We start from the raw sequence: 12060 nt of genomic DNA, 5'->3' as shown, positions 1-12060 counted from the left end.
TGGGGTGGTGGAGGGCAGGGGCTAGACGGAAAGCATGGCTTTGATCTTGGAGGCATCGACGGACTCACGTTTGTCCTCCCGGATGAGCTTGCCCTTGTCGATCACGGCAATGCGGTCGCAGGTGTCGAGCACGAAGCTGAGGACCTGCTCGCTGACGATGATGGTGAGCTTTTTGAGGTCACGGATCTCTTTGAGACTGCGTGAGATGTCTTTGATGATGGAAGGCTGGATGCCCTCTGTGGGTTCATCCAGAAGCAGCACGCGTGGCTTGGTCATGAGAGCCCGGCCGATGGCGAGCTGCTGTTGCTGGCCGCCGGAGAGGTTGCCGCCTTTGCGACCCTTCATGTCGCGCAGGACAGGGAAGAGGGCGTAGATCTCGTTTACGTCCTCTTCATTGACTCTGCCCTTTACGCCGGAGATGAGGTTCTCATACACCGTGAGGTAGGGGAAGATCATGCGGCCCTGGGGGACGAAGGCGACGCCCTCCGCCACGCGCTTGTAGGAGGGCTTGTGCGTGATCTCTGAGGTGCCCACGGTGACTTTACCGGACACGGTGGGGATCATGCCGATGAGGCTGCGGAAGAGGGTGGTCTTGCCCATGCCGTTGCGGCCGACGATCCCGACGATCTCACTTTCGGCAGCGTTGAAGGTGAGATCCGGGATGACGACGCTCTGGCCGTAGGCGACTTGCAGGTTCTTGACGTCAAACATGGTGGGAGGCGGGTTAATGGCCGATGTAAACTTCGATGACCTTGGGGTCGTTCTGCACGGTCTCCATGGAGCCTTCCGAGATGACCTTGCCCATGTGCATGACCGTGACGCGGTCGGCGATCTCCTTCACAAACTCCATGTCATGCTCGATGACGATGACCGAGCGGTTCTGGCTGATTTTGCGAATGAGCTGGGAGGTCTCCTGGCGCTCGCGCACGCTCATGCCGGCGACGGGTTCATCCAGCATGATGACTTCCGGGTTTTGCATGAGGAGCATGCCGATCTCCAGCCACTGCTTCTGGCCGTGGCTGAGGATGCCGCCCTCCGTGTCCAGCTTGTCGGCGAGGCCGATCTGCTCAGCGATCTCGAGGCACTTGCCCATGATCTCAGGGGTTCGCCGAAAGAACAGGCAGCCGAAAACACCGCGACCGGTGGGGTGGGAGAGCTCCAGGTTCTCCAGCACGGTGAGGTTCTCGTAGATGGAGGGGTTCTGGAACTTCCGACCCACGCCAAGGCGGACGATCTTGTACTCCCTTGTCCCGCGGAGCTCCCGGTCCTTGAACCGGATGCTGCCGCTGGTGGCGCGGGTCTTCCCGCAGATCAGGTCCAGCACGGTGGTCTTGCCGGCGCCGTTGGGGCCGATGATGACGTGGACGGAGTTGCGGTTCAGGTAGAAGTTGAAGCCATCCACGGCTTTGAAGCCGTCAAACGAGACACCAAGGTCTTCGACTTCCAGGACGAAATTGCGGTCACTCATGGTTCAGCGGTCTTGGGGATTTCTGCAACGTTGGCGGAGGCTTTTTCAGCGGAAGCGGCGGGCTTGAGTTTTTTCATCAAACCTGTGCCCAGGGTGGCGAGCTTGGCCTTGAGGGTGCCGGATTTGTCGAGGATGCCAGCCAGGCCATCGGGGAAGAACATCACCACGGCAATGAAGGTGCCTCCCATGAGGTAGAGCCAGGCATCTGGATAGGCCTCTGAGAAGGCCGTCTTGCCGAAGTTCACGATGAGGCAGCCCAGGATGGCACCGATGACGGAGAGCCTTCCTCCCACAGCGGTGAAGATGACCATCTCAATGGAGGGGATGATGCCGACCAGCGAGGGGGACATGAAGCCCACCTGCAGGACGAAGAGCGCGCCTCCCAGACCGGAGAGCATGGCGGCCAGGGCGAACACGAAGGTGCGGCACATGGCGACGTCATAGCCGGAGAAGCGGACCCGGTCTTCGCGATCCCGCATGGCCATCAGCACCCGGCCGAAGCGGGTGTTGATGATGTATTTGGCAAGCAGGGCGCTGGCCAGCAGGAGGAAGACGCAGAGGAAGTACAGGGTGTACTGCGCCCCCGTGGTGCGGATGTCCCAGCCCAGGAGGGTCTTCAGGTCGGTGATGCCGTTTCGACCGCCGGTGAAGCCCTGGTTTCCGTCAATCCCGAGTGACAGGATGAGGGCGATGGCCTGGGTGATGATGGCGAAGTACACGCCACCCACGCGACGGCGGAACATGGCCCAACCGATGATGAAGGCGATGAGACCGGGCAGGAGGAACACGGCGCACGAGGCGAAGGTGAAACTCTTGAACGGCTCCCAGAACCAGGGGAGCTGGGTGATCTGGTTCCAGTCCATGAAGTCCGGGATGCCCGGCGTCGTCTGGATCGAGGTGCTAACAGGATCTGACGCCTCCAGTTTCAGGAACATGGCCATGCAGTAGCCGCCGAGGCCGAAGAAGACCCCCTGGCCGAGGCTGAGGATGCCGCAACGTCCCCAGAGCAGCACCAGACCGATGGCGACGAAGCCGTAACTGAGGTACTTGCCCACCAGGTTGAGCCGGAAGATGGGCAGGGCGAGCGGCAGGATGATCGCGATGAGCGCGACAAACACCGCGAAGGAGATGGCTTCTCCCTTGGTTTTAAAGAGCGTTCGAAAGAAGATCATGATTGAGTGGATGGGTGAGGGGGGCTGAGTCGCATGGGATTAATGGGCGCGAACCTTGCTGGGGAAGAGGCCCTGGGGCCGGATCATGAGGGCGATCACAATGACCAGGAGGGTGGCGACCTTGCCCTTGGTGCCTTCTAGGAAGAACTCGAGGATGGATTGGGCCTGGGCGATGCCGAAGGCGGAGGCGAGGGAGCCCATGAGACTGGCTGCACCACCGAAGACCACGACGAGGAACGCATCCACGATGTAGCGGCTGCCGCTGTCCGGTCCGGTGGAGCCGATGGTGGTGAAGGCAGCTCCGGCGATGCCCGCGATGCCGCAGCCGAGGGCAAAGGCGAGGCGGTCCACGGAGTTGGTATTGATGCCCACCGCACCGCTCATCTTGCGGTTTTGCACGGTGGCGCGCAGACGCAGACCGAATGAGGACTTGTACATGAAAAGGAGCAGCGCGAGGGAGACTGCGATGGCGAGCCCGAGGACGAACATGCCATTGATGGGGATGTCGAGGCCCTCTTTCGGGGAGTAAGATCCCATGAGCCACTCGGGCAGTGTGGGGGTGACTTCACGAGCTCCGAAGGTGGAGCGGAAGGTTTGTTGCATGATGAGGCTGAGTCCCCAGGTGGCCAGGAGCGTGTCCAGTGGCCGGTGATAGAGGCGCCGGATCATGAGCCACTCCACCGCCGCCCCGACGAGGGCGCAGACGACAAAGGCAATGAAGATGGCCACTACGAAGTAGTAGGGGCCGAAGGAGGGGGCATACTCCGCTGTGAGGGTGGAGCAGAGATAGACGGTGTAGGCTCCTAGAGCCATGAATTCACCGTGGGCCATGTTGATCACGCCCATCTGGCCGAAGATGACCGCGAGTCCGAGGCCCATCAGCAGCAGCACGCTGAAGAGGCTGATGCCCGCGAAGCCCTGCATGAGGAAAATGTTCTGGAGGTCTTCCCAACTGTAGGATTCCATAGGTGGAGAAAGTTGAATGTGGGGGAGGGTGAGCGCGCCGGAGGGCCGGGCGGAGCAAAAGGGAAAAAAGGGCGGAGAGAAGGGGAGGGGTCTCCGCCGCCCCCTGCCTGGGCCGCGACCGCTTTCAGGCGAACAGCCGCGGCGGGCAGGGAGGGCGGAGAAATGGGGGGCTTATTGATAGCCTTTGGGGAACGGATCGGGCTCGATCAGCTCGGACTCATAGAGCACCTTGGCCTGACCGTCTGAGCCCCACTGACCGATGCGGAGCTTGCTCCACAGGTGGTGGTTGGGGTGTACTTTCACATAACCCTCAGGGGCGGTGGTCAGCTCAAGTCCGGGCGAGGCCGCCGCGATCTTGTCGATGTCGAAGCTGTTGGCTTTCTCCACCGCAGCTTTCCACAACCACGGGCCGAGATAGCCCGCCTGGGTCACGTCACCAATCACGCTGTTGGCGCCGTACTTGTCCTTGAAGGCTTTTACGAAGGCTTTGTTATTGTCGTTGTCGAGGCTCTGGAAGTACTTCATTGCAGAGTAGAAGCCCACGAGGTTTTCACCGCCGATGCCGAGTACCTCATCTTCCGTGACGGAGATGGTGAGGAGTGTTTGCTTGGCGCTGGTGATGCCCGCTGCTTTGAGCTGCTTGTAGAAGGACACATTGGAACCGCCCACAACGATGGCGTAGATCACGTCCGGCTTCTTGAGCTTGATCTTGTTGATCAGCGACCCGAACTGGGTGTGACCCAGCGCGTAGTACTCCTCACCCACCACGGTGCCTTTGATCACATTCTCGATGTGCTTGCGGGCGATCTTGGCGGAGGTGCGGGGCCAGATGTAGTCAGAACCGATGAGGTAGAAGGTCTTGGCCTTCTTCTCCTTCACGATCCAGTCCAGGCCGGCGATGATCTGCTGCGTGGCCTCCTGGCCGGTGTAGATCACATTTTTGGACTGCTCCAGACCTTCATAGAAGGTAGGGTAGTAGAGCATGCCGTTCTCCTTTTCAAAGACTGGCAGCACTGCCTTGCGCGAGGCGGAGGTCCAGCATCCGAACACCGTGCCGACCTTGTCGCTCACCAGGAGTTTCTTGGCCTTTTCAGCGAAGGTGGGCCAGTCACTGGCGCCGTCCTCTTTGATGACCTTGATCTGCCGGCCCAGCACGCCGCCCATGGCGTTGATTTGGTCAATGGCAAGCTGTTCGGCCTGGATGGAGCCGGTTTCACTGATGGCCATTGTGCCCGTGGCGGAGTGAAGCTGACCTACGGTCACGGTGTCATCAGTGACGGCGAGACCGGTGGTGTTCACTTCGGATGTGGGCGGCTTGGCGGAGGCTGTGATGGCAGACAACGCAAGGAGCCCGACGACCGGGAGCAACCTGCGATGAAGACTTGGAGTTCGCTGTTTCATCTAGTTAGATTAGGTGACGGTTTGCTGTTTCATCGAATCCAGAATGACCGGGAATCGAGGCCTCCTCAAAAGCCGTCCCAGATGGACCGGGGCGGTAATTTCGATTGGCACGCATCACCAAGCACCGGGCGTGCCGCTATCCTGCCGTGCCAGCCGTGACATGCTGAAAAGAATTCAACGTGGGATCCTGTAGAGGACGAAGTGGGGGCGGCCGAATTTCGCTGCATGGCAGGCGTGAATCTGCAAGAGGGCAATGCTGCTGCTGTACCTTGTCACGCTCATGGCATCATCCTTGCGGTGCCATGGGTCCCATGATGCAACATGAATTTTGCTGCGGATGAGCGTCCTTCCACCCCCCACCTCCAGCCCGGTCGAGTCTGGTGCCATTGATTCCCGGAGGCTCCAGGTCTTTCTGGCTGCGGCCCAGACGTCGAGTTTTGTCGCGGCGGCTGACCGCCTGAATCTCACGCCCTCAGCTGTGAGCCATGCCATCAAGACGCTGGAGGAGGAGTTTGACTGCAATCTCTTCAAACGTCACGGGCCAAGAGTGACCCTGACCCGGGCGGGCATGCGCCTGACGCCCCTGGCGGAGGAGGTGCTCAACCGGATGGCCAGCCTCCGCAAAGAGGTGGCGATCGTGCAGGGGAATCCGCGCAAGCTGCGGGTGCTCATGCCCGAGACTTTCAGCGTCACGATGCTGCCCCGTGTGCTGCCGGACTTTATGGAGTGTTTCCCCATGGCCATCTTCGAGCCGGTGCTTGGGGACAGTGAAGATGATCGCGCCCTGCACCAGCTCATGTCTGGGGAGCTCGATCTCCTGCTCACCTGGCAGGCTCGCAGTTCACCGGATGTGGTGCGGCGTGATCTGGTGCAGGATACCCTGGGTCTGTATGTGGCGGGATTTCACGCCCTGGCAAGGAGGCCGCAGGTGGATGCGACGGTGTTTGAGCAGCAGCCCATGCTGGCCAGTTGCGCCACGAGCGTGAGGTGCTTTCTGGAACGCAAGCTGACGCCGGGGCAGCGACAGTCGGCCAGAGTCTGGCATTTGCCCGGGATTGAAGCCGTGCGGGAGTTGGCGCGCGTAGGGCAGGGGATCGCGCTGCTGTCAGAGCGTGCCGCATCAAAATTGGTCGCGGCGGGCCAGCTGGTTCATCTGGAGATGTCTGGTCCACGGGCGCAGATGACGTGTGCGGCCCATTGGTCCGGCCAGACGGAGCTGAGCTGGGCTGCGGAGGTGTTTTTGAGTCTGGTGGAGATGGTGGCGCAGGAATAGCCGGTGAGTCAGTGCGTCAGTGAGTCAGTGCGTCAGTGCGTCAGTGGGCAGTGGGCAGTGGGCAGTGGGCAGTGGGCGGCGTGAGTTGTCTCATGAACCCGGAAGGTTTGCCATGGGTAGGCTTTCTCCCGGCTGGCGCATGCGCATCAGGTTCGTAGGTGTCGCCTTGGTCGCACGCGAGAGCTCTGACGCCATCTGCCCTTTGGTTGAAGTTTGAAGTTTGAACGTTGAACGTTGGCACCTTTTTCGCCCTGCTACCTCGCCACGCCACAAGGTGGCGCGAGCTGTTCTGTCATTTCATCGAGATCAAAGAGACCTTCACCGAGAGGGACGCGTTCGGTGAGGAGCTTGAGCTCCCTTTCAATCCAGGCTTGATCGGGCTGGAAGTCTCGCTGGGGGACCCTATAGAGGTGAAGGCGCGCGGACTGGCGGAGCTGGGCGGGATCGCAACGCGGGGTACCGAGTTCGCCCATGGCGACGGCTTCTTTCATGAACTCAGATTCCTCGGCCAGTCGCTCATGTTGTGCCTGGAGGAGCTCAGGCATGGCGGCCAAAGGGGCGGCAAATGTCTCTGCCAGATCCCGCTGGCAAAAGAGGACGACCTCCTGGGCATATTTTCCGGGCTCGAATCCTGGGTCGATCTTGCCACTGCCTTCTGCTGCGGCCTGCATGCCCCAAGGGGTGGGGGCCACCATGCCGTCGATGGTGCCTGCTTCCAACCCCTTGCGGAGGAGCTCCATGGGCAGAACCTTGAATGCGGGAGGATCGAGGAGTTTGCCGGCGACTTGGAGCTGCCAGGTCAGGATCTGATAGCGGGTGAGCGAGCAACGGGCCTCAATGCCGAAGACCAGCCGCTTGGATTCTGATGATGCTTTGCGATTCCGCGGGGGATACACCGTCTTCATGGCCTTGGGCGTGAGCACCAGTTCCATGGGACAGGCATGCACGACGAGTGGCACGCTCCACTGGCCTTTCTGCCCTGGTTTGGTGACGAGTTCGGTGACGCCAAGTTCCCAAGGGATGAGCCCGGCGGCGAGTTCGCCCGTGAGGAGGTGGCGAATGATCCGGCCATAGCTTGGGCAGGGGTGCATGCGCCAGGGGGCGCCAACGGATCGGGTGGCTGCCAGGAGGGGGATGGCCTCCAGGGAGGGAACAAAGCCAGTGGAAAGTGTGAGAGGGGCGTTCATGAACGAGACCGTCTGGGGCTTGGTGTTGCGTGGTCATGGACGTGGACCTTGAGTACGAGTCTGGCCGAGAGACACGCTGGGACGGAGGACATGAGCTGCCGATCCTTTTGCCTGAGAAAGGCCGGTCGCTATGCGAAGGGGGATGTGAGGTGGGGTGAGAGGGCTTGAGGTTGAGGTTCAACCCCAAGTATGCCGGCCAAAGTAGCAGAGGGTGTGCCGCAGAATCGTGTCCCCCGCCTTCCGGGCCAAGAATCCATGTGGGCGTGGAAAAAGGCGCGGGGTCGGGTGATTTCCCTGTACCCATGGACAAAGTCCTGCCTTTCACGCCGTAGGGATGATGGCGGTGTGGCTCACGCGCGAAGCCGCTGCTCCGAAGTCTCAACCGCGTCTCCTCCCTCTTGTTTGCCATGGCTCCACAACGACGTGATTTCCTCCGTACCACGGCCACTGCGGCAGGCGGTATGGCAACGGCACTGGTGTCCTCAACAGGGGGCGGGAGTGTCGCTGCTGCCTCAGAGGGGGCGAAGTCTGACGCTCAACTGAATCCCGTGCAGGTGGAGAATGCCCGGGAGGGGGCGAGAGACTGGCAGCTCACCCGGGTGCGGCTGGACAGCACCAAAGGCTTCCGCTCCCCCATGATCGAAGGGTATTGCTCCCGTCAGTCGGTGAAGGCGGGCGAGACGCTGGACATCATGGTGAGCACCAGGCCCGCGTGTCCGTTTAAAGTCGAAATCTTCCGCACGGGATACTATGGGGGGCGTGGAGCCCGGTTGATGGCGACCTATGGCCCGATCGCAGGCGAGGTGCAGACGGATCCGGGGGTGGGGCCGCGGCGGCTTCGCGAATGCCGATGGGAGCCCTCCCTCTCTTTGACCATTCCTGAGGACTGGCTGAGCGGGGTGTATCTGGGGCGATTGACCACATTGCCTGGCGGGAAGGACCAGCCGTGGTGGCAGAGCTACGTCATCTTCATCGTGAAGGATGATCGCAAGGCGGACCTGCTCTTTCAGTGCAGTGACAACACGTGGCAGGCTTACAATCGCTGGCCAGACAACTACTCGTTGTACACTGATCCCCGGGCGGCGCATGCGTTTGATGTGGCGGTGAGCTTTGACCGTCCCTACGGCAAGTACGCGCAGATTTTTGATGCTCCGCAGTCGGTGGGGTCTGGTGAGTTTCTTCTGTGGGAGTTTCCTGCGGCCTACTGGCTGGAGCAGCGAGGGTACGATGTGACGTATGGCTCCAACGTGGACACTCTGCTGCCCAGTCATGTTTCCCGTTGCCGGGCCTTTTTGAGCGTGGGCCACGATGAATACTGGGATGTGCGGCAATATGACGCGGTGGCAAAGGCCATCGCCGGTGGCACCAGTGCCCTCTGGCTCTGCGGAAACTCCGTGTTTGCGGTCAGCCCATTCGAGCCTTCGACGAAGGGAGCGGCAGGGCGAATCATCAGCCGGGCCGGGTTGTTTGGGGGGCTGACCGATGCGGAGATTGAGGCTGAGCGAAAAGTGTTTCCCAAGGAACTGATACGGCTGGGGCCCGACGAGAGCCTGATAATCGGCGCGCGGTCCATCGTCCCCTTCAATGGCGGGGGAGACTGGACATGCACGAAGCCGGAGCATTGGGTTTTTGCCGGAACGGGGATGAAGTCTGGAGACTCGATTCCGGGGCTGGTGGGCTGGGAGCACCATGGGGCTCCGGCCGGGCTGCCGGGGCTGGAGGTGGTGGCTGAGGGAACCTCCTGGCGTGGTGGCGACTCTCCCGCCCACTGGACGGCAACGGTGTTTCCGGGGCCAGCGGGGAACATTGTCTTCAATGCCGCGACGATCTATTGGCCGCAGGCCTTGAGCAGCCCGCCGGGGCACATTCTGCCATGGTCGCACTGGAGCCGACCCCATGGGGTGGATGAGCGGGTGCAGCATATCACGGAGAATGTGCTGGCCCGCGCGTTGGGTGTAGTCCGGACGTGCCGTCCGGCTCAGTTGCCGCGGGACACTGGTGCAACTTTCCGCTGACTGCGGTTTGGTGTTTGGTGATGTTGTGAGTGAAAATTAACATTTTGGCTGGGCAAACCGCTCACAGGGCCGGGGTTGACTTTGGGCAATTGTCACGCAATCGTCACCTGGACCTTTTGTTACAGACTCCCGCCCCCAAAATGAGCAAGACTGCTGAGCCCGCCGCCCTCCCATCCTCCCGTAAGGAGATCAGCCGCAAGACGGTTTTTCGTTTCGTGGTCCTCACTGTGCTGGCCACGCTCGTGGGCCTGTATGTGAACGCCTTGCTGACTTTTGCTGGCAACACCTACTCGTTTAACAACCGATTCACTGAGGTGGCCATGGTGGACCACTGGTTTTACCTGCTCTGGAGCAACGTGGAGGTGCTCAAGGGCTACCTCCTGGTGGCGCTGGTGTACGTGCTGGTGATCTATCCTCTGGTGCTGGTCTGGCAACGTTTCCAGACCTTCGGCAGGTGGGGCGTGGTCTGGCGGTCGCTGCTGTTCTCGGGTGTCTTGTACGGGTTCTTCATCTTCCGGTTGATGCTCAACAAGCCGTACTTTGGGGACTTCAGCTACTTCGACCAGGGGTACCGAAAGTTTGGCGAGTGGTTTGGGGGTGCCATTCAGGGCGGTGCGCAGTTCTTTGTGCTCTATATCTTCCCTACGGTGGCTCTGGCCATCTGCGTGGCATTTTACGCTCTGGAGCTTCGCAAGGCCTGGAAGAAGAACCCTCGTTTTTTCCCTTGGCCAGTGATTGGTCCGATTGCGATTCTGGTGGCCTTTGTGGTCTCGGGTCACGGGTTTGTGCGTGACGCTGCCCCTGTGGAGGAGGTAGGGCCGCCCAAGCTGAAGCCCAAGAACATCCTTATCATCGCCTCGGACTCCTTGCGCGCAGACCGGTTGAGCTGCAATGGCTACTTCCGGCCCACCTCACCCAGCATCGACAAGCTGGCCAAGGAAGGGGTGAACTTTTCGAAGTGCTTCACGCCGATCGCCTCCACTCTGGAGAGTCTGACGACGATGTTCTCGTCCCAGTATCCCCACACACACGGCATTCAGCACATGTTCCCCAACAAGCAGCAGGTGGACACGGCCAATGCCAACGTGCCGGCGCTGGCGGCCACGCTGAAGGCCCAAGGCTACGATACGGCGGTGATTGGTGATTGGTGTGCCTGCGGCTTCAACGAACTGCCCATGGGGTTCAAGGACGTGATCGTCTCCGACTTTGACAACTTCAAAGTGTACATGAGCGAGGTGGTGTACCTGCACCACCAGATCTTGCCCTTGTTCTTCGACAATCGGGTGGGGCACTGGCTGTTCCCCAAGCTGAAGTCCTTCGCCAATTTCATGACGCCGGACGTGGTGACCAACCAGGTCATCGAGCGTCTCCAGAGTCGCGAGAAGGATGAGAAGCCGTTCGTCATCTTTGCTTTCTACTCCTGCACCCACCTGCCGTACCGGACTCCCCGTGAGTACGCGGAGCTTTGGACGGATCCCAAATATGAAGGCCCGCACAAGCACATGCTGGGGCTGAATGTGGACGAGTTCATTGGCGATGTGGACATCGGCAAGAAGTGGGAGAAGCTGCCGAAGAAGGAGGTCGATCAGATCAACGGCATCTACGACGGCTGTGTGCGCATGTTTGACGACTGCGTGGGCAACATCGTCCGGGCACTGGATGCCACGAAGCTGAAGGACAACACGGTGGTGATGATCACCGGTGACCATGGGGACGACCTTTTCGAGCCCAACGTGACGTTCGGCCATGGGCTCACCTTTAATGGCGGCGACCAAAGCAACAACATCCCCCTGGTGATGCGCGTGCCAGGGCTGGATCCCGCCCTGACAGGGCGCACGGTGGACAAGCTGGTGCGCACGGTGGACTTTGCCCCCACGCTGCTGGATCTGGTGGGCCAGCCTGCTGAAGCCCGGTTCGAAGGTAAAAGCCTGGTGCCGTATCTGCACGACCCCAAGGCGGACCTCTCTCTGGCCTGGTATGGAGAGACCAGCTACCTGTTCTTCCGCAGGAAGATCCCGGGTGAGGAGCCTCTTTACATCCCTCCGATGGACGAGACGACCATGATCGATCCAGATTTCGACTTCCACTTTGTGCTCAAGGACAAGTACCAGGAAGATGTGCTGAAGACCAAGGAGCGGGTGTTGCGTACGGAGCGGTTCAAGCTGGTGATGACCCCCGGCCAGAACGGTCCGATCTACCGGTTGTTTGACCTGAAGTCAGACAAGTACTGTGAGCGGGATGTGAAGGCCAGCTTCCCGGATGTGTTCACGACGATGAAGGGGGCCTTGGGGCGTTTCACCGAGGAGAAGGCGGAGATGACGATCAAGGACATCTTTGCCGGGCAGGATGAGAATGCCATCCAGCCCACCGTGAGGTTGTGAGAGGGTGGTGGCCGGAGGATGCTCGCTGCGAGCCCTTCGGGGTCGGGGGGCGTGCGACAGGAGGTGTTGGGCGCTCCGCTCAATGGGGCGGGTGCGCCTTATAGGGCGGGCCGTTCGTCGTCGCGGCAGCGTCTTGGAGTACGGTGGCTTGACACCGTTTTCGCCAGCCGATGAGACGACCGGAGGGGGTGATTTTT

At 60.7% G+C, this 12060-nt stretch carries 9 protein-coding genes; 3 read left to right on the top strand and 6 right to left on the bottom strand.

Features of this window, described 5'->3' with window-relative positions; genetic code table 11:
• Positions 1-21: 21 nt before the first annotated feature.
• The 5 genes from urtE to urtA all read right to left on the bottom strand — a co-directional run bounded on the left by urtE (position 22) and on the right by urtA (position 5007).
• Complete coding sequence (gene urtE, locus VSP_RS19880) at positions 22-711, bottom strand: urea ABC transporter ATP-binding subunit UrtE (RefSeq protein WP_009962893.1); 690 nt, start codon at positions 709-711, stop codon at positions 22-24.
• Positions 712-724: 13 nt separating this feature from the next.
• A complete protein-coding gene (urtD, locus tag VSP_RS19875; RefSeq protein WP_009962892.1) occupies positions 725-1468 on the bottom strand; it encodes an urea ABC transporter ATP-binding protein UrtD in 744 nt (247 codons plus the stop codon).
• Positions 1465-2640, bottom strand: a complete 1176-nt coding sequence (gene urtC / locus VSP_RS19870) for an urea ABC transporter permease subunit UrtC (RefSeq protein WP_009962891.1) — start codon at positions 2638-2640, stop codon at positions 1465-1467. The genes urtD and urtC overlap by 4 nt, the downstream gene beginning before the upstream one ends.
• 39 nt (positions 2641-2679) lie before the next feature.
• Positions 2680-3606 carry an urea ABC transporter permease subunit UrtB gene (gene urtB / locus VSP_RS19865; RefSeq protein ID WP_009962890.1) on the bottom strand — a complete coding sequence of 309 codons (927 nt, stop codon included), beginning with the start codon at positions 3604-3606 and terminating at the stop codon, positions 2680-2682.
• Positions 3607-3777: 171 nt separating this feature from the next.
• On the bottom strand, positions 3778-5007 hold the full coding sequence (gene urtA / locus VSP_RS19860) for an urea ABC transporter substrate-binding protein (protein WP_029190602.1): 1230 nt from the start codon (positions 5005-5007) through the stop codon (positions 3778-3780).
• A 337-nt stretch (positions 5008-5344) separates the two neighbouring features.
• Between urtA and VSP_RS19855 the strand changes: the two genes are divergently transcribed.
• Positions 5345-6280 carry a LysR family transcriptional regulator gene (locus VSP_RS19855; protein WP_009962888.1) on the top strand — a complete coding sequence of 312 codons (936 nt, stop codon included), beginning with the start codon at positions 5345-5347 and terminating at the stop codon, positions 6278-6280.
• Positions 6281-6534: 254 nt separating this feature from the next.
• On the opposite strand, the gene VSP_RS19850 is transcribed toward VSP_RS19855, so the two are convergent.
• Complete coding sequence (locus VSP_RS19850) at positions 6535-7467, bottom strand: ABC transporter substrate-binding protein (RefSeq protein WP_009962886.1); 933 nt, start codon at positions 7465-7467, stop codon at positions 6535-6537.
• Between the two features lie 407 nt (positions 7468-7874).
• On the opposite strand from VSP_RS19850, the gene VSP_RS19845 reads away from it, so the two are divergent.
• Positions 7875-9482 (top strand): N,N-dimethylformamidase beta subunit family domain-containing protein, encoded by a 1608-nt coding sequence (locus VSP_RS19845; RefSeq protein ID WP_009962885.1) that lies wholly within the window; start codon positions 7875-7877, stop codon positions 9480-9482.
• A 140-nt stretch (positions 9483-9622) separates the two neighbouring features.
• Positions 9623-11863: a sulfatase-like hydrolase/transferase gene (locus VSP_RS19840; protein WP_009962884.1), complete on the top strand. Its 2241-nt coding sequence runs from the start codon at positions 9623-9625 to the stop codon at positions 11861-11863.
• The last annotated feature ends 197 nt before the right edge of the window (positions 11864-12060 follow it).

Source organism: Verrucomicrobium spinosum DSM 4136 = JCM 18804 (assembly GCF_000172155.1).
In the GTDB taxonomy this organism is placed as follows: Bacteria; Verrucomicrobiota; Verrucomicrobiia; order Verrucomicrobiales; family Verrucomicrobiaceae; genus Verrucomicrobium; species Verrucomicrobium spinosum.
This window is presented reverse-complemented; position numbering and strand designations above follow the sequence as displayed.

Bases quoted from the DNA above. Each gene is read 5' to 3' on its own strand.
- urtE (WP_009962893.1), bottom strand. From the start codon at position 711: ATGTTTGACGTCAAGAACCTGCAAGTCGCCTACGGCCAGAGCGTCGTC.
- urtD (WP_009962892.1), bottom strand. From the start codon at position 1,468: ATGAGTGACCGCAATTTCGTCCTGGAAGTCGAAGACCTTGGTGTCTCG.
- urtC (WP_009962891.1), bottom strand. From the start codon at position 2,640: ATGATCTTCTTTCGAACGCTCTTTAAAACCAAGGGAGAAGCCATCTCC.
- urtB (WP_009962890.1), bottom strand. From the start codon at position 3,606: ATGGAATCCTACAGTTGGGAAGACCTCCAGAACATTTTCCTCATGCAG.
- urtA (WP_029190602.1), bottom strand. From the start codon at position 5,007: ATGAAACAGCGAACTCCAAGTCTTCATCGCAGGTTGCTCCCGGTCGTC.
- VSP_RS19855 (WP_009962888.1), top strand. From the start codon at position 5,345: ATGAGCGTCCTTCCACCCCCCACCTCCAGCCCGGTCGAGTCTGGTGCC.
- VSP_RS19850 (WP_009962886.1), bottom strand. From the start codon at position 7,467: ATGAACGCCCCTCTCACACTTTCCACTGGCTTTGTTCCCTCCCTGGAG.
- VSP_RS19845 (WP_009962885.1), top strand. From the start codon at position 7,875: ATGGCTCCACAACGACGTGATTTCCTCCGTACCACGGCCACTGCGGCA.
- VSP_RS19840 (WP_009962884.1), top strand. From the start codon at position 9,623: ATGAGCAAGACTGCTGAGCCCGCCGCCCTCCCATCCTCCCGTAAGGAG.